Source organism: Acinetobacter sp. NS-4 (assembly GCF_037402435.1).
Classification (GTDB): Bacteria; Pseudomonadota; Gammaproteobacteria; order Pseudomonadales; family Moraxellaceae; genus Acinetobacter.
Genome location: NZ_JBBEUE010000028.1, coordinates 1 through 20713, shown reverse-complemented (window position 1 = coordinate 20713; position 20713 = coordinate 1). Strand labels below are relative to the sequence as shown.

At 40.0% G+C, this 20713-nt stretch carries 7 protein-coding genes; 1 reads left to right on the top strand and 6 read right to left on the bottom strand.

Annotated elements, in window-relative coordinates; genetic code table 11:
• Positions 1–7 precede the first annotated feature (7 nt).
• A complete protein-coding gene (locus WAE57_RS15350; protein WP_337711239.1) occupies positions 8–175 on the top strand; it encodes an EAL domain-containing protein in 168 nt (55 codons plus the stop codon).
• A gap of 435 nt (positions 176–610) precedes the next feature.
• On the opposite strand, the gene WAE57_RS15345 is transcribed toward WAE57_RS15350, so the two are convergent.
• The 6 genes from WAE57_RS15345 to WAE57_RS15320 form a co-directional block, all read right to left on the bottom strand.
• The gene (locus tag WAE57_RS15345) at positions 611–6664 is read right to left on the bottom strand and encodes an SdrD B-like domain-containing protein (RefSeq protein WP_337711238.1); all 6054 of its coding nucleotides are present in this window, start codon (positions 6662–6664) and stop codon (positions 611–613) included.
• A 172-nt stretch (positions 6665–6836) separates the two neighbouring features.
• Positions 6837–9506 carry a hypothetical protein gene (locus tag WAE57_RS15340; RefSeq protein WP_337711237.1) on the bottom strand — a complete coding sequence of 890 codons (2670 nt, stop codon included), beginning with the start codon at positions 9504–9506 and terminating at the stop codon, positions 6837–6839.
• 39 nt (positions 9507–9545) lie between these two features.
• Positions 9546–10040 (bottom strand): hypothetical protein, encoded by a 495-nt coding sequence (locus tag WAE57_RS15335; protein WP_337711236.1) that lies wholly within the window; start codon positions 10038–10040, stop codon positions 9546–9548.
• A gap of 247 nt (positions 10041–10287) precedes the next feature.
• Positions 10288–15201 (bottom strand): hypothetical protein, encoded by a 4914-nt coding sequence (locus WAE57_RS15330; protein WP_337711235.1) that lies wholly within the window; start codon positions 15199–15201, stop codon positions 10288–10290.
• A complete protein-coding gene (locus tag WAE57_RS15325) occupies positions 15188–17875 on the bottom strand; it encodes a hypothetical protein (protein ID WP_337711234.1) in 2688 nt (895 codons plus the stop codon). Before WAE57_RS15325 ends, WAE57_RS15330 begins: the two co-directional genes overlap by 14 nt.
• A gap of 19 nt (positions 17876–17894) precedes the next feature.
• Positions 17895–20555 carry a hypothetical protein gene (locus WAE57_RS15320; RefSeq protein ID WP_337711233.1) on the bottom strand — a complete coding sequence of 887 codons (2661 nt, stop codon included), beginning with the start codon at positions 20553–20555 and terminating at the stop codon, positions 17895–17897.
• Positions 20556–20713: the final 158 nt, after the last annotated feature.

The window sequence follows — 20713 nt, the reverse complement described above, 5'->3', positions numbered from 1 at the left end:
CATTGTCATGATCCATAAACTAGGATTACAAGTGGTTGCTGAAGGTATAGAAACTCAAGCCCAAGCCCAGTTTCTCAGAGAATATGACTGTAATCATTTTCAAGGCTACTATTTTGCTAAACCGGCTCCCCTTACAGAGCTCAAGCTTAATTATAAGCCGGTAGAAGTCATATGAAAATAAATACAGTTTCACTATCTAGTGAGATGTCTTCATTTGGCTTTACGTCTGATTAAAAGGTGTCTACAAAATCGGTGGCTATTCATAATCATTAAGATGATAGAGTTATTTTTATTCAAGCTATTGTAATAGCAGAGATTTTACTTATAAAAATGAGTACCTTTTGAAAATTTAATTAAAACAAACATATGGTTTTATATATTGATCCCGACTCTCGGAATAAATTTTCATTAATTTTACAAACTACATAAAGTTAAAATTGTAGTTAGTTTGATAGCTAACTACAATGAAGAAACTAAAATAATTATGGGTGTATGGATATATACTCAAAAACTATTTTTCTAAATTCATAGATTTAACAGGTTTGGTTATATATCTACTAAATACTTAGGTCATACTTTCATACAACCACCATTTTGAAAAGCTTTTTCATTATAATCCACCTGTGGTATTGCTAGTAATATTTCTATTTCCAAACAAATTTTCATCAAACTTAAATCTAAAACGCACATATGCACCTTGAAGCGTAGTATCGCTATCTGCAAGGTCATCATCTTTATAGCCAGAAAAATTATATCCACCTGAAACCCATAGATTTACAGCCACCAAATAGCCTACTTCAGCACCCAACAAAATGCGCTTCCCTGAACTCATATCGGACCACAATGCGCCTGTATGCACACCTGCATCCCATCGTTCATTAATGTCATACATCGCACGTGCACTCAACATATGAGTCATTCCGCTGGACTCTAATCCAGAGAAAGTGGTATTCACATTTTTTACCGCATATTGACCAGAAACAGTGAAATCTTGCGTTGGATGATAATTCAGATGATTGGAGAGAATATAAACATGCTTTAAATAAGAATTGTTTAAATCTGTTTGATTATGGTCATAACGATATTCCACTTTCGCCAACGAATCAAAACGATTGCGTTCAGTATCCCGATATGCTAAACCCACTTGGAAGCGATCAACTAAGCGGTCTCCACTATTTTGGCTCTTACTGTCTGTTTGGCTGATTACATTTTTCGCCAATAATGTCACATCATCCGAGTATTTATAAGCCATCCCTAAATTATTCAAAATCGTATCCGCTTGGTCTGCCCACCGTGCTTCAATACGTGCAACAGCTTTCCAATCCGGATTTTTCAAGTATTCCACCCCCAATGATGCTGCTGTGCTGTCTGAACTCAGGTTATTAGCATTTGATAATGCTTTGGTTTGCTCAAAACTGGTGTTGGCATAAAAGCCTTTTTCAAGTTCCCAGCGATTACGCAAACCAATGGCAGCTTCAGCTTCGCGCGCACTGATGCCATCCCGCACACGATATTCACTGAATGCGGTGCCATTGTTATTATACTTACTGTCAACACCAAAAACCGTGACATTACGGCGCTGGCTGCTATTTAAATCATACAAGCCATTAATACTTGAGACCAGTTCATGACGGCCATATGCTCTTAATTTTGCATTAATCTGATAATTTGCACCCAAAGCGAAAACTCGACGATCTGCTTCCGATATATCCTGTTCATATTCAGCAAACACATTGGAACCTTGCCAAGGTAGCTGACCCGTCAATTTTGTGCGGACCGATGTACCATGATAAGGAGCAATTTGCATGGTATTTAGTGTCGCTGGATCAGCTGATTCATCATAATATTTTAAGCCAAGCTCTAGCGCCACAATCCGATTGATCGCCCGTTCAATACTCGCCGAAACGCCTTGATTAACACCGCTCAACTGATCTTCGGTACGAATTGCTTCTAATTTGGCTAAACCAATCTTATCTAACTGAATGCGCCCTTTAATGCCACTTTCTTTACGGCCAGCAGTAATCGATGCAGCCGTATTGTAAAATCCGCTATCTGCTTGGTTATGATAAAGTTTCATCTCCAAGTCTTTATAAGCATAATTTAATTCAATCCGCCCCGCATTGCCTGATAATTTTCCAGATGCATCGGGTTCAGCATTAATCTGGGTTAAGCTATCAAGGCCATTATTCACATTTTCTGAACGGGCAAATTCAGCAATTAATTTACCTTTATCATTGGCAAATTTAACTACCGTATTCACACTGGCCAGTTGATCTTGAGCAAGTGGGTTATCGCTTTTGACATAAGCCCCCCCCACTTTAACATGCCCGTTCATTTTCATTAAACCCGATATGCCACCAACAGTGTATTCTTCGCCACCTTGGTCAGACTCCACGGTAATGTGTAAGTAAACTGGATTTAGATCCGCATCCACACTTGGTACTGGATCTTTTAAATAAATACTGTTGCTAAAAGAATCTACTTCATAATCGGTAAAACGAGTCAGTGTCGTGCGCTTAATGATAAGTCCAGGATTATTACGGTCACGGGTAATTACTTCGACTTTTTCACTATTATCACGAATATCTTGTGCATTCACGCTACCCAGGCTATAGGGGCCAGAAATACCCATTGCACGCTGTTCATTGACAACCTGCTGGGTATTGGTATTTGCTGCAAATGCAGTCACTTTATATTTATCTGTTTCTACTGCACCACGGACACCAGTTAAAGAACGGTTATACTGCCCCAAAGAGAGTCCTTCATCATTTTCAGTACGGGTAACATAATCACCATACATAGCATATGAACGGCCTTTATCAACACGCACATAAAACTTACTGGTCGATTGTGCATCAAAGCCTTTAGCGGCTGAATCACCGTAAACCGGATAATATTCATCAGGGCGAATATCACGGAACAGCCGCTGATTTTTATCTTTGTCAGAATCATAGGCCAGCGTGAGTAAATATTCTCCTTTGACTCTGCCTTTTAAGAACAAAGCTGTCCGTCCAGTGGTACTGTGTTGACCATTATGAGAAGAAGAAATTTCACTGAGCTCTTCTTCAAAACTGTCATTTGAATTGATGCCGCTCAATTGTTTCGGATCAAACTTTTTAAAATTAATTGAGCCTTCAAGCATACCCACTGCAATGATTGGTCGCAAATCAGGTAAGAAACGTACAGGAGTACTGGCATGGAAAATACCGCTCTCAACCGATAATGTCCCCTCACCAGCTTCAATCGGTGCTTGAATAGGCACAACCAATGTACCATCTTCAACAAAGACCTGAATACCAGGTTGTTTTGGATCTAAGTCTAATAAGTCAATTTTACCGATTGAACTATCTAAGGTAATCGGCGTACGGCTTGAAACTAAAGTGCCATGACGATCGACAATTTTTAAAGTCACATTAAAACGGTCATAACCATTGGCTTGTGCTGCAGCCTTGCTCGGTTCAAGCCGCAACTTATCCAATTGATCAGGCGCAATCACTTCAATGCGTTTTGTGTCGCGGGCATTGCCCATCATATCCACTTGACGAACTTCAATCACATTGCGGCCTGCATGAAGATCTACCCCAATAAAATCGAGGCCTGAAACCTGCAAACTAGGTAAAACAGCCCGTTTACCGATACGCTTTTCTGACACTTGCTCGCCATTTACCCATAGCTGTAACTGTGTACCAGCAGCACCTTTCAACTGAACAGAAGTCTGAGCATAAGCCAGAATCTGCCCATCTTTTAAGTTCAGTATCTCTAATTGATTGTTGACCGCACTTTCTAAAGCGGTTTCCAAATTAATCATCTTCACTGCTGAGGGGGAGACATTCGGGATGACTAAAGCTTCAGAGATAGGGAGGGCAATTGCAGGTCTTATTCCTGTTTTATCTGGTTCAAACTGAACTTGTTTTAACTCTTTAATCTGCTCTTTGGAGAAGTCAAGATTACAGTTGGCTTGAACACCTTGCGCAGAAATACAGCCGCTGGCTGGCTGACCGCGCACATCACTCACTTTAGAGAAAATCGGATCTAGTGTTAAATCTGAACGCAGCACTTGCTCCAAATTCGTATTGTCTTGTTCAATCTGTTTTTTCCGATCGGATATGCGCTGCATCAAAGGTTGTGAACACTGTAAAGCATCATCTGTAATGGCAAAATCTGCCCGATGCAGCTCGCCGCGTTTTAAATCCACAAAACGGCTATTGGGATCTCCCGCTTGACGGTTGCTGATCAAGACCAATTCAGAAGCCAAGGGCAAACTGGTACGATCAACTTTTAAAACGTGGGTTTTGGCACTGATGCCATAAAAATCATATTTCCCTTCACTATCGGTAATAACATAACTGCCATCTTCAAGATAAATCCGTACCCCCGGCACGCCAATCTCACCAGGATCCTGTATACCATTGCGGTTACAGTCAGTGAACACCTTGCCAACAATGAAGCCATCAGAAATCATGGCACCCGGTATGACTTCAACTTTTGCAGAAGCCTCATTGGACTCAAGACCTTGAGCATCTTTAGCACGTACACGGTTAATCCCATCGCCATTGAGCGCATTTGGCCCAATATAAACGCGGTATTGAACTTTAACTTCTTTATTTGGTGTAAGTGTACCTAATCCAAGTTTTAAATAAGGTCCCTTACCGCCAAAAGGATCATCCACTTTCATTCCATTTACGCGCATAGAACCTTGCACGTAGATAAATCCTCTAGGTAAAGTATCTGTAATGGCAACATTGGTCGAATCTATAGTGCCACGGTTAGCCACAGTGACCGTATATTCTTCAAATTCGCCAATTTCTGCGGTTTTATTCGATGCCGCCTTTTTCACAAATAATGACGAGCTGCTGTTTGCCGCTTCTGGATCAATCGGAATATCAATATTCAATGCAGGATCACCATTATTTAAGGTGAACTGTCCTGCATATGACCATTTAAAATCAACCGCTTTATCTGCTGGGAAACTTGGATAAATAGATTGATCACTCACAAATGTATAGCGAGAATTTCCTGGAATAGTGCTGGTATCCACCACGAAACTATAGGTGCCTGACTTTACCAACGGATAAATGAACTCACCAGCACTATTGGTTACTTGCTTTGCTGGCAGCGATATTAAATCGCCCGTTTGAGGGTTCACTTCAAAGGCAATATTATCCCCGATTGGCTGACCACTTTGATCTAGAAGCGTCACTGTTGCTCCAGCAACTGGCAAGCCTGTTTTGGCATCAAATACAGTGCCATACGGATCCATCAATACATTGGTATTAATATCTGTAATCGTAGCTGTGGATTGCCCTTTAGCATCTAAACAATCGGTTAGACGAATATCAACTTGGTCTCGCTTAAGCGTTTGGAGAACAGCATCAAATGAAATACCTTTGTCGGAAAATGTAGTCGGCAAGGTATACTGGAATACGCCTGTATTCATCCCTGTTTCCACGCCAATCACTTCTTCAATGTCACCTGTTTTCGTTGACTTAATCTGAATTTTGACCCGATCTGAACTAGAGCGGTCTGCATTGCAGCTGGCATATTGAGCTGCAATATAAAGCGGCTTATTCACACTACCAGTCGCTAAAATATTTTTAAAATCACCCGAATTATTTGTAATATTTGCTGAACCGCCCACGACAGTGGAAGCAGTATTGGACAAAACCGTTTTTTGGCTATCTGTCACCGCATAAGACACTTGATAGGTATTGTTTACTGTTGTTTTTGCAATATTACGGTTCATGCTGACAACAAGATCAACTTGCTCAGATGTATTCGCCGCAATTTGTGGAAAACCAACAGCTAGCTGATTTATCTGTGTAACGTCATTTGGAGCAATAGTGCTATAACTATTATTTGCAAGCTTGTATAGAATTTTAGCTTGAGCATTTTTGGCTTGAGCAGATTTAAATGTTGTATTTGCAGGCAACTCATCGACCAACAACACCATTTTCTGTAATTGGCCATCAACCATCACATCTGTAGGCTTTGCTGCTTTTTGGCCTTGGTTACTGATGCTTAAAGTATAGTTCAAGTCATAATTTGCTGTGGCAGAAGGCTCAAAAGTTTTTTGTTGTACTTCTTTGGTTGCAACTAATTTTGCGCCGTAGCTAATTGCGCTATCTATTGCAGTTGCAGTCGCATTGGTATCGTCAACAACAGTTGCTTGATTGGTAACAACAGTTGCTTTAATTGGTAAGTTAAATTGCTGACCTTCTTTTAAACTTGAGCTTGTAGTCGCAACAACCCACAAATTAACGCTCTGCCCCACTTGTAAAGGCACTGTCGTTATTAATTGCTGGTCATTAGCATCAAATTGACCATTTTTATTGCTATCTATATAAATTTTAATATTACTGAGTTCATTTATCGTTACGGCTTCTAGCTGAACATTGACTGAAGCATTACTATTGTTTGATAGTGTATTCGCCCAAATAACACGAACATTGGGTTCAATATCCTGTACAGGCGGTGACGTTAAGGTAATTGCATATAATGCTGAAACACTGACTTCCACAGCATTTGAAACTGACTGCTGTTGTATACCATTTGGTGCTATATACGTTGCATAAGCAATATTCTGAATAGTACTTCCGACTTCAGGGATATTCGCCGCATGACCATACTGCGCAGACAATATAGATATTGCCAACGTGGATAACATGAAACTCATGTTTTGACATACTTGAAATTGCTTCAGTCGCTGCACAGCGCTTTACCCTTTAACTAAATAGTCGAAATAAAAAAATAAAATTATGTAATGTGAGCACCAGCATTTAGCAAGTGCTCACACTTAATCCATTCATTGCTGACGATTAGAAATCATCAAATGAATTTTAATTATTAACTTTAATAACAAACTCTAATGCAGCATTTTCATTTGGCGCTAAAGAAGGCTGGGTCGCAGACACTGTACCTGTTGCACCATCAGCAGAAATACCGCCAAGCGTTGCATTGCTTGCTTTTGGTGATACCGTATCAATCGCCTTCAATGTAGTATAAGACGGCGTATTATCACTGACCACCACATTGGTAACAGTTGCGTTACCTTCATTGGTTGCCACAATACGATATTTCACACACTCACCTGGTTTTGCATTCACAGTACCCTGTGTATATGCTCCATTGACGGCAGCGCCTGTTGCACAGTTCGCAAGATACTGATCTTTCACCAAACGTACCTGACCTTCAGTCACTGTAGTCAAGTCAGTGTTTGTAAGTACTGGATGTGTAATGGTGTTGTAAACAACTGGTGAGAACGTCAATACCACTGGGTTTTGCGTACCCACAGTTGCATTGGTTGGTGCCTGAACCTTAACGAGTAAGTTGACTGTAGTACCTTTGGCAATACCACCAGAGATCGTAAGAGCAGATCCTGTTACCAAGGTATCAAGTACGTCAATATTGCCATCATTGTTGTTATCAATATACAAACTGGTTGCCCAGCCAGCAACACCTGTTAAAGCAAATGGTATACCAGATTCACCTTCAATCAAGTTACTGTTATTAGTTAAGGTGTGTTTATAAACAATGGTACCGCCTGGTGCAACCTGACCAATACGATCCTGGTTTAAAACCAGTTTACGGTCTGCCTGTACAGTAAGTTTTTCTGAGATGGTATCGCTTAAATTTGTTGCTGGGGAACTTACAGTAAAGCGTACATCTTTATCGCCTGCTGTTTCACCTAATGGCGGTGTCACTACAGCAACAAGTTTAAGCTTATTATCTGTTTGCGCAGGCAAACCAGTCGAAGCATTGATATTACCTGTATTGGTGATTGGTGAACCTGTTGGACCAGTACCTGCCGCATCAGCAATATAAAACTTCACATCCCAGCCCGCTGGCAAATTATGGGATAAATTAAAGTTATCACTGACTGCACCAAGGTTATCGACCTGTAATGGGAACGTTGCTGGCTGGCTTGGTAAGACAGACTTGATATCAACATATTGTCCAGTATCTTTACCTGTACCAACTCCTGTACCTGTGCCTCCTGTTGCAGTCCCATCACCGTTATGTAAGTCCACAGTTGCAGGGGTTACTTTGGCAATAATCAAATCCAAGGTATCAGCAGTCTGAGTTGGGTTTGACTTCGGTTTTACCAATAAAGTTGCTGTAAGGTTTGGATTTGCTGCATTTGCATAGGATGCAGGCAAGGTGATTTTTGCAACCAGTTCATACTTACCACCTTTAGCAATCGTACCTGTTGAAACAAATGGTGTTACTCCATCTGCCTGATACAGGGTAATCACACTGTTAGTAGGCAAGGTACCATTACTGGTTGAAACCGTAAACTCGTCGGCGAAATTACCTGTGTTATGGATTACGATCTTTTCAGTCGCTGCTGTACCAAACACAGCAACCTGACCCTGAAGTAGATCAGGAATGGTAATCTGGTTATCTAAAGAAGCACCTGGATTTGCACCATCAGCATATGGATTGATATCGCTATCGTTAATGGTACCCTTGAAAACCTTTGCTACTTCAACATAGTTGTCGTTAGATGGTGTTTTTGGATCTGTACCAATCTGAACTTCCGCAGTGTTTTTAATTAAGCCTACGTCGGTATCTTGTACTACACGTGCTTTAAAGGTCAAGGTACCTGTGGTATTCGGCGCTAAAGATGGGATATTTAAGGTTAAGGTATTGCTAACAAACTTATAGTTATCGGAATCAGCATCAGCATCGGTTTTTGCAACGCCCATCAATTGTGCCGAACCTGCAACATATGCTAATTTAGCATCTAGTACGTCAGTCACAGCAACATTGGTTGCCACACTGTTCCCTGTGTTTTTATATACCAAGGTATAGGTCACTTCACGATCAGTATCAGCAGACTTGGTTGCATCGATCAGACTTACACTGGCTGATTTGGTCAGGCTAATTACTGCACCATTGATAATGGTCACTGTATCGGTATTGCTTGCAGTGAGTGTTCCACCAGTAGCAACATCAGTCCGACCACTGGTCGCAGTTAACGTCCATTTACCCACTTTACCCGCAGTTGCTGTTGCCTCAGTAGTACCCTCAACAATCAAGTTAACTGCCTGGCCTGCTGCCAAGGTTACGCTGGTAATTGGCGCGCCATCAGGAGTACCATCATTATTAGTATCAAGATAGATTTTACGACCACTAAAGTCATAATCATCACCACTACTACCATTAGCAACGTCAACCAACGTTAAAGCAAAGGTATCGGTATCGTTACCCTTGTTGGTTAAGGTATGTGATAAAGATACCAAGGCATTCGCGTTGGCAGTCGCAGTACGGTTTGCTACCAAAGTGAGACTTCCAACAGGTGAAACTGTTGTTGTAACAATGTTTGAGTTTACTTGCTTACTTGCGCCCGTACTATCGGTATAGGTTGCAGATGCAACGTTACTGATATTTGTTCCAGCTGTTGGAGCTTCTGCATGTGCAGATGAGATGAAAGTAGCGCTACCAGCAACCAATGCAATAGATGCGGCTAGTTGCGTGAACTTTAAACGTTGTGTTTGATTGGACATTTGGAACTTACCCCGATTGAATATTCAATGTCGATTTGTTTAGTTTTTGGTTTTTTCGCTATTAATACGTGTTTGAGCTGAAACCGTGACAGATTTTCCTGCTGGAAGCTCTGCAATGGTCCAACGTAATGCACGATAATCTTTAAGCGGAACATTCACCATTTGATTACCCTCTTTGCGCTTTAAAGGCATTGAGGAAAAATTTATACCGTCTGTACTTGCTTGCGCGCTTTCTGGCTGCGACTTACCCAAAAATTGGGTTTCTACTGGTATTGGTAAAGTCGCCGCAAGATTTTTAATTTTTCCAGCCGTGTTGTTGGTATACGTCGCACGATACTCAATCACATCATTCGGCTTGACTTTGCTAACTAACTTAGCTGTCGGTTTTCCATCTGCACTCGCACTAACGAGATAAGTTTTTAATTCTACTGATACAGGGTCTTTTGATACTTTAGTTCCAGCATTTACATTTACAGCTAAAAATAAAGCCGCCACTGCAAGTAGATCTGTTTTCCATTGACTTTTTAAATACATATTTCTTGCTCCAAATATCACGATCTATTTTTTTTGAACGATAATTTCAGCTTTTCGATACTCTGTTCAAATAAATACTAAATAACTACAATAGAAACTATTTTAATACATTTTTATTGATGTATGTCACACTTTTTTATATTAAATACAACTTAATCCAAACAAAAAAACTTTTATACCAAATCGATCTATTTTTGGTATAAAAGTTTTTTTTGCTTAGTTAATATTTTCTTGCTTTTTTTTCAAATTATTGTGTGACACAGAATCTTAAAGATCCTACTGTAGCAGGATTTAACACTCCCGTTAAATTCCATTGCAATGAACTATCAGAGCTATTTGCACTACACGTGTTTCCGCTAGGCGTTGAGACGCAGCTGATGCTGCCAAGATTTGTACCCGTTGGTAAACTATCTTTGATTTTCACGTTCTGAAGTTTCTTGGTACTATTATTTTTATAGATAATTTCATACTCTAAATTATCTTGCTTTCTGGCTTGATTATTCACAGAAAAAGCATTTTGATCAGCCGCCGAGGATGGGCAACTTGCAACAGCACGGACTTTTTTTGTCAAGGTTAAGCCAGCACTGCCAACAAGTGTCATATCTTGACGTTTAGCAGTCTGCTTAGAAATAGTCTGGGCTGGATTAGCTAGCATAAATTGATAACTGGCTTGAAGCGTTCCAATATGCTGTGCGCCAGCAAAAATATTGGTTGGTGAAAATACGCGCTGCACTAGACAGATATCTGTACTTGGCTGTAATAAAACTGACCCAGATACAGTAGGATCAAATACTGTTTCACCAACATCAACTGTACCGTTACAGTTACTATCTCGGTAAACCAGAGCCTGCCAAGGTTGATCATTATTTGAGTTTGAATAGCCTTGAACGAGCTGGGTTAACTGTACAGGGGCCTGTGCAGTTAAACGGTGCGGATAATCTGTTACCTCACCTGCAGTAATGGTATGTTGTCCATCTTCAGTTAACGTCACATTCAGGTTGGCATCGCCAAAGTTATTGTTTAGATAACTCGTGGCGATGGTTCTTGGTACTGTAATGGTGTCTGTATCTCGGTTATATGTTCCCGTTGAGCTAGAACCACTTACCGAGGTATATTCAGGTAAGTTAGTTTGTACGATACAGAACATTGCTGGCAACTGGCTTTGAGGGATACTGAAATGATACTCACCATTTGCATTGGTTGCTGTAGTCGCTAAGGATGTTGAACTACAATTGGTTAAACTAATCTTGCTATTAGCAATTTCAATTTCACCTGTATCTTGAACAGCATTGTACGCTTTACTAACATCACCTGTAGTACCACTATTATCAGTAAATACTTTACCTGAAACGATCACATCTAGTGTTGTTCTCGTATTTTTATAAGTACACACAGTAATAACTGTATTATTACTAACGGTAATTGTACGCCCAACCAACCCATCATTTAATGGCGTCCCACCATTACAAGCTGTCGTTATCGTATATTGACTTGCATTCCCACTGATGAAACTTTCAGCTGGCAATGAAATTACATCTCCTGAATATACTGTTACCACGCCACCTGATTCAATATTATTTCCGCTAGAAATAGAAACCATACCAGGATTGTTTGTTCCACCTGTGGTAACCACTTTTATCTGGTCATTAATAGCAGCATTTTTCCACTCTTTCACTAATCTAATTTGTTGTGGAATACGACTATTGTTATATGTACAGGTAATTAACTTGCTCATATCACTAGCACCAATCATTAAGGTGTTGCTTTGTTTAGCATTTGTTCCAGATAATAAATTTGCTGTGTCTCCGCCATTCGCGGTACAACTCAGGTTGGCATTATAGTTATCTTTATTCATGGTCACAGCCGCATCATAATTCGGATCACCAGACGCATAATCATTTAGACCAATTTCTGCACCCAATGTTACCGTATCCCCTACATAGACTGTGACAGTATTAGAATCAGTTTGGGTTGGAGCAGTACTCTTAAACTTAGTGGTGTTAGTGCTTAAACCCAACGTCGCAGGAATTGCAACCACATCACCTGTTTTTGCATTTGTCCATGTCTTAGTCAGTTTCAATGTTGCAGTTTTACGTGTGTTGGTATAAGTACATGTAATTCCTGTTGTACCACTAGATGGAATCGCTAAATTATAAGTGCCATCGTTATTGTTGGTCACTGTTCCTGCCGAACAAATCGGTGTTGCGACTGTATAGTTACCATCACCTATATCAATGACTTCTTTTAAAGTCACACTGGTACTATTAGCAACAAGAATATTCGAACTGTCCGTTTGACTCGCCACACCTGTTGCAATTGACTCGAGTTTTGCCAAGCCAGTAGTAGTATCTGCAGTAATCGTTGCCTTGTCATACTGCTTAGCATTTGCCCATGTTTTTTGAACTGTTAAAGTTCGGCCAGCCGCAGAAACAGAATCAGTATCTGCAACACTACATACTCCTGTGCTTGTATTATAGCTACGTACAACACCACCCGAATTACTAGCAGTACAACTCACTCCTGAATTAGTCACCCCCGAAGGTGCTGCGACTGACGCAGTATTATTGGTCGTCGAAATACTGCTTGACGATATGGTTGCCGTTACAATGACTTCATAAAACTCATCAGTATCTAGTCTTGGTAAGGCATATCCACTCTCGATCTGAGTCGTTGTAGGCGTAGAACTTGGCATACATTTATTATTGTTTGCATTACTACAGGTCACACTGGTTTTTGTTTGATTAGTGCCAGCAGCATCAGCCAACGTTGCCCCCATTACAGGGGTACTGCCTTTATTCGTGACACGTACTACATAAGAAGTACTTTGCCCTCTTAGTAAGGCCGTTTCATTATTGGTTTTAGTAATATTTAAATCGGTCTGTGGATTAAGTCTGTTCACAAAAGTACACGTAATATCCGCCCCACCTGTAATTAAATAGGTAGATGGAATGGTCAGCACTCGAGTTGAATTGACTAAGTTACCAAAAGTCCCTGTATTCCCTGTTACAAGGCTATTGTCATCTCTACAACTGGCTTCTGTTAGGACATAGTTCGTGGGTGGTGAACTTTCTGTAATGGTGACATTCGTTCCTTTTACAGTCACGGATAATGCTGTTGGATTCGCTGGAGCAGGAATCCCTGCACTAGATGTACTTATATTATTGAGTGTTTCTGTCAGGTTAGTCTTGCTAAACGAGAATGTTCCTGTTCCACCATAAGATATTTTTTGTACTTTAACAGTAGGTAGCCTTGAATTCATGAGATTACAAGTAATGACTGCACCTGCCGTGATACCACTGCTATTAATGGTCAATGCATTTCCTGAAATGGAGGACGTTATAGTCGTTCCCGCTGCGTTTTTACAGGTGGCTGTCGAAAGCTCCCATCTCTGCCCTGTAGGCAGGGTTTCTGTGATCACCACATTATTAATACTACTAATAATAAAAGGTTGCACTCCCGACTTAGTAGTATCACTATCAACTTGAGTTGAGCTTCCTGGCATATCAACAGCTACAGTTGCCGAACTTTGTAAGGTATTGGTTAAAGAATAACTAAATGTCCCAATACCACTCGTGGTTTCCTTATTTAATATAAGTGTGGCTGCGGCAACTGTCGTTTGTACACTACTGCTGTTATTTGAAGTATCAATATCTGTATTGCCAATAGGTACATTTGTCGATGCCGTATTGGTCAGTATAGCTCCTGTAGAGGGTGCAGTTGCCTGAATAATAACGGTACAGGTTGTGTTTTTAGCTCCACTAAAAGTACCACTAATCGTATTACTTGACTTTGTGGCAGAGCAGTTTTCACCCGCTGTAGAGGATGTTGCAGAAACAATAGATATAGATGAAAAACTAGTTGGCAATGTATCGGTGAATGTTGCCAATGCAGTCTGACTAATTGGATTTTCACCCAAATTTGTCATCACCAATCGATATTGGACAGTACCATTTGTTCCAACAGTTAGAGGATCACTGCTAAATATTCCCGAAGTTCCTGCCCGTTGACTCTTCGCTATTGCAACATTCATCTGGGTGGGCACATCATCATCCAGAATTGTATAGGTGGTTGTACCATTTCCTGCTGAACCACAAACAGATGAAGAATATAAGTAAAAATTACTATCGTCTCTTTGAATGGTGACAGTAAATTGTTCGTCTTCCTCCTTAACATTATCATTTAAAATTTCTACAGGAATACTTAATGTATAGGGTGTGCCCATCCCATAATCACCTGCCGGAATGGTTTTGGTAAACGTTTTATTAGTGCTGCCATTAATTTTGTAATCTAAATTGATTTCAGCATTTTTGGGAGGTGTACCATCATTTACATTAAAAGTTAAATTTAAACCGCCTGCAGGAATAATACCTACAATAATGACTTTAATATCTTGAGGAGTACCATTTTCGGGAATATTATAATTTGCAGAAGCAAACTCAATAATTGGTTTTACCGAAATTTGAATTGCATCTAAAAAATTACCAAGCGAACCTGATGAGCCTGTGTCTGCTTTAAAACCTAAAACCGTTGGCCCTGTTGCGCCTGTATAATTAAATGTTCCACTGTAATCTGCCCAGAATTTATTACCATTATAGGCGACGACACCTGATGACACATTACAGTTACCAGAAGCACAGTTTAAAATAGAACCCTCTCCATTTTTAGATGTTGCTACACTGACAATCGTTTGTGCGCCTGCGCGCAGAGACATCCTATCTGTAGCATCACGACCATTGTGGCTGAGTTTCCATGAAATTGGCTCGCCATTGATTAAACAAATATTTTGCTGCATTTCTGAATATTCTTCAGCATTTAACTCAGCAAATACATTTCCCTGCCTTGCAGGATAGCCACTGAATCCATTCGACCATAACTCAATCAATTTACCAAACTGTGCAGTTGTACTACCACAGCCACCACTACCTTGCTGACTCTTATGAGTCGTATTCCAGCCAGGCACATTTGCCGCATCAACCTGCACATAGCATGCCGTACCTAATGGGGTACTCTCAAAATCAAAATTTAAATAACTACGCTGATAAGCAGCTTGAGCAATACTAATGCTACTGATCAGTGAAAAAAATAAAATCAAAAATTTTAGAACAGCATGATTAGCAAGTTTCATTATCTTGAATTTTTCCATTGAATTACTGACCCACATAGCGCACCCCAAAATTAAATTCATAGCTTTGATTTGCCATCACACTATTTAACGTTCCAGTTAATGCCCCCACCTGACCCATTGTAGGACTCGTGACACTACTGCAAGATGTACACACTGGAGATTGCGATAGAATCGTATAAGCAGGTGTCATATCTCTAAAAGTAAAAACACGATTTAAATCCGCCGCGCTGGTGTTGGTCAAAATCACTTTATACAATACGCACTGACCCTGATTATTTGACTGTTTACCAATATTCAAACTATTCGTGGTATAAGACTCATCTGCGGTGCCATTACAATCAAAATCACGTGCTTGCAATTTATTCAGCTTCAACTGCGCTTGATTGACTGTGGTAACATCAGTTATCGATGCTAAAACCTGACCATCAGCTGAATTGGTTAGATCTACAATGGTATTATTGGCTTGAGCAATATTATTTGCCCCCATATTTTTCACTTCTAATAATAATTTCACTTGCTCGTGTGCAGCTAACTTGCCACTTGGCAAATCAGCAAAACTTCTCATGACTAAATCGCCCGCATCAAATACGCCATTTCCATTCACATCATAAAAAAGTGTGCTATTAAAGGCTTGCTGATCGTCGCTAATAAGAAAACTATAGTTACCTCTAAAATCAGCATTGGTATTATTAATTAATGTATGACTGTAAACGACAGTCCCGAGCGGAGCTACTTGACCGCGGGAGTTCGGCATAAATTCCACTTGTGCAACTGCATTTACACTTTGAATGGTAATCGCATTTTTAATTGTATCTTGGCTTGGATTGCTGCCATTATTTCCACTGACAAAACTGGCTGAAAGAACACGGAAATAAATGGGTGTGGTCACACTGTTATTTATTTTATCTATTTCAACAACGGCACACACAAGCTGACTTTCGCCATCATTCAGGTAACTGGTTTTACCAATTTCAGCTCCCAAAACAGTACAATTTGTACCATTTTGTGCGACATGAAAACGAACTCGATTCACACCATTGGGTAAAGTTAGACTACTAAAATCGCTGCCTGCATTTGCGCTGAGTAAATATTCTGTTCCAACACCGGTATGAGTTACCTTCAATGGAAAAATTGCTTGACCACCAGTGACTGGATTAATACTCGTTGATGTCGTTACCGTCTTCCAGGCATCACCAGCATTATCAACACTGCCATTACCTAAAGCATTATTTTCAGGACTATTGATCAAATCAACCAACTGAGCTGCTGTCGTTGCTAACAAACTGCCTTGGTCTTTGATCATACTTATTTTAGAAGTATCGCCTAAAGACTGAGCCTGAGGAGAGACTTCAAATAACGTGTTACTTGTAACTGCATAGCTACTCGGTAAACGAACTTTGACAATAATGGGCAAATTGGCACTTGATGACAGTAAACCTGTATCAGGAATACCATCACCATTACTATCCAATAACGGTGTTACACCATCAGCACGATAAAATTCAATTTGGCTGCCTGCAGGAAATGTACTTCCGGTTAGAGTTAAATTGAATTTATCGAAACTATTTCCTGTGTTCCAAATATAGTTATTGAAAATCAGCTCGCCACCTTGTGCAGCCGAGCTAGCCACAATCGTATCACTATTATTTACATCAGTAGCACTACCATTAATTTTGACTGCATAAATTGGCGCCACATTGACGACTGCAGTGTTACTGACATCTACAATTGCGGTGGTAGCCGCATTATTATCATGATCGTATTGGAAGCCAACTGTATTATTGATTGGCCCAGCCGCTATTTTATTTATTTTGACCTTAAATTCTATATAACCAATACTGTTTGCTGGAACACTGCTTAGTACAGCGCTAACCACATTAGACGTCACACTATAATTAATCCCTACCGGATCATTACTTCCCGTATTTGGATTAACGGCTGCTCCATTCCAATTTTCACCACTATTTAATTCATAAGTCAAACTAGAATCAAGTATATCGGTTAAAGTCACACTACCAGTCGCCACATTGCTTAGATTTTGATAATCCAAGCGAATAGTCACCACACCACCATTGACTACAGTAGTTTGAGAAAATTTCTTACGCACAGTCAAAGCCGACTGGTTGGTAACCGTGGCTGTATCGATATTGGTTTTATTGCCTGAAGCATTATTTAAAGATGTGATATTTAATGTTAATAAACCATTCTGACTGACAGTCGCGCCACTCGGCACATCCGCCGCAACAATAACACCAACAGACTCACCCGCACTTAAAGCATAAGAGGTCATTGCCGCACCATCTGGCACGCCATCATTATTTTTATCTAAAAATACGGATAAATTACTCAAATCATAACTATCGCCAGTATTATTGCTGACAGTAAAGGTATATTGATCTGTTTCATTGCCAGTATTGGTTAAGGTATGACTAAAATAGACTGTTTGCCCTGCAACCACAGTTTTTGCATTGTTTGCCGTTAAATTGACTGAATAAACAGGCAGAATCGTGGTTTGAACTAAATTCGAGCGGCTGACCTGAACAACCGTAGAGCCTTCTTCAGTATATTCACCAATCGCCATATTACTGATAATTTTCCGAGTCGAAACAGCCGCAAAACTGGACTGTTGCATCACCAGCACAGTACTGACTAAAACAGCCAAAGAAATAATTTTGGTACGAAAATTGTCGAATGTATTCATGATATTCATTTTCTATTATCCGCCCAACTTAAGGTGTTACTTGAATAGAAAAGTACAGTGCTGCCTGCTCTTGTGGTGCAAGTGCTCCAATATTTCCTGAGATTTGATTCCCACTCACCACTACAGCACCTTTGCTCACCGATGGCGCTAAACTGCTGCGCAAAATACTATAAGCGGGTACGACATCATTAATCACAACATTAGCGGCTGGTGTTGAACCATCATTTTTAATGGTTAATCGATAGGTCACACATTGCTTCGGTTTAATCATTAATGGCGTACTGCTGTATGTGGCTGTAGCAACATTCATCAACACACAAGTTTCATCTTTGGTTTGTTCTTTGGTTAAACGGAGTTGTGTCGGGTCGACCGTGGTTAAATCGGTATTTTGGACGGATGCCAACGTCACGCCTTGAATGGTATTGGTCGCTGAAATAACAATATTGGCAGCACTTGCCATACCATTGGTTGCTGTGGTTGGCGCCTGAACTTTTAGCAGCAGCTGAATTGAATTTTGAGGTGCTAAACCGCTGGAAATAAATAAATCCGTGGCAATTGGATCTGTGCCATCCAGCACGCCATTATTATTCGCATCGTAATACAGCGTATAGCTAAAGCCATCATTTGGATTCTGCGGCACAACATTTAAGCTCACTTTGCCATTGATATCACCTTCAACAAATGAACCTACATTTTTTAAGCTATGTAAATAAACCACAGTACCGCCGATATTAATTCGGCCTTGCTGATCATTGGCTAAGGTCAGCTGTCTATACGCAACATCAACTTGGTCTTTGATGCTATCCCCTTGCGCATTCATCGGTGATTTCATCGCAAACCAAATTGGAAAATTCGATAAAGTTGTGTTGGCAGGAACACTGACCACAGCGCAATATTGTTTAACCGCCCAAGCAGCCAAAGTTCCAGTATTGCTGATTTCACCTTGCAGGGCTTGACAAGAGGCATCGCCATTGTAAAACTTCACTTTCCAGTCTGCTGGCAAAGTGGTACTCATGCTATTAATATCAATGCTGGCACTTGAAGCATATAAATTATAATTATTCGCTACCGTACTATTATTTTTAATCACCAGCGGAAAAACTGCATTTGCACCTTTTGCGGCATTTTTGATCAGCAAGGCTTGCCCACCTGAATCCGCAACATTTCCAACACCTAGCCCCGAATTATTACTATTATATAAATCACTGTCACCGATATTTAGCGTATTGATTAATCGGTCACGTGTGCTATTTCTCACCGCCGTATCAGTGATTGATGCAGCTGTAATATCAAAATCCATGCTTGCTGTTGAAGTACAATTCGCAGGGAAATAAATTCCCAGTTTAATGGCTTTGGATAGGCCGGCAGCTAAACCACCCGTATCAACAATCCCATCACCATTGCTATCTGTGAGCAGCGTGCGACCATCCGCATAATAAAAACGAACCACAGCACAACTTGGAACATTACTTTTGATTAAACTTAAATTATAACTATCTGTTGCTTGCCCAGTATTCCAGACATAATGATCAAATTGAATTTCTTTCGCTGTTCCAGCAAAGGTATTATTTTGAGTTTGTAAATTATTCGCACCGCTATTTGGCTCACCATCATCATTGGCATTAGCAGGACTATAGTTTAATACCACACCTAATGTTTGCTGCACATTAAAGATCACGGTATTGGTTGTTGTACTTTTTAAAACTGTATTTGATGCATTATATTGTTGATAATCCGCAGTATTGGGAACTTTTTCTACTGCATTCGGATTAACCGTCACTTTAAAGCTAACCGTTCCCTTACTTAAAGCAGCAATACTCGCTAATTCAACATCAACTTGACCATTACTTACTTTATATTTAATTGCAGTATTTGCACCCGTTTCAACATCATCAGCATCAGTCAGTGAACCAGAACCGTTACCCCAACTACCACTGCCAGATTTATAGCTGATATCTGTCGCTAAAGTATCGCGTAAAACTAATCGGGCTGCTGCTGTACCCGTATTTATATAACTAAAAGTGTAGGTAATTTCTGTGCCAGTTTTCCCGGTACTCACACTTTGTGCTTTAGTGACCTGAACAACGGCATCGTCAACAACTTTTGCGGTATCACTCACCGTCATAACGACCGCATTATCATGCTGACTTGTGGCAGTTAAAGTAAAATTTGCAACATTATTTGCGGAGACATTGGTGGGAATGCTTCCAACCACCACCAATGAAGCAAATTCACCCGCCTCTAATCGAAAGCTCGTAGTTGTATTAAGTAAGTTATTGTTATCATCAGGCTCACCATTTTGATCCTGATCGATATAAACAGCCACATTGTCTAAATTGAATTGATCATTGGTTAGCTGACTGAGACTCAATTTATAATCGTCAACAATATTACCGGTATTTGTTAACACATGTGGGAAATTAACTTTACTTCCAATGGTGCCAATGTTTTGTTGATTGCTTTGTAGATTGAGCGCATAAATGGCCTGAACAGTTAAAACAACAGCGTTGGAATTAATCACTTGCAGATTGCCCTGCTCATCATAAAAATCACCGCTGGCAATATTGGTAATACTGCTTCCGGCTTTAGGTTGAGCAAAAACTAAAGCACTATACAGCCCAATAAATAAACCAATCAAAGCAACTAATGTTGTCCGTAGAACAGCACTTTTTTTTAAGAGGTTTATCATTTCTGATCCTTGCAAGCACGTGATAATCATAAATTTTTTACAATGATTAAAAAATAATACTACAAAAAAGTCACAAAAAATACAAAAAAATACCAAACAAATAACATTTTTAAAAAATACAATCTATTGATATGCATTTTCTAGCAGCATGTTTTTTA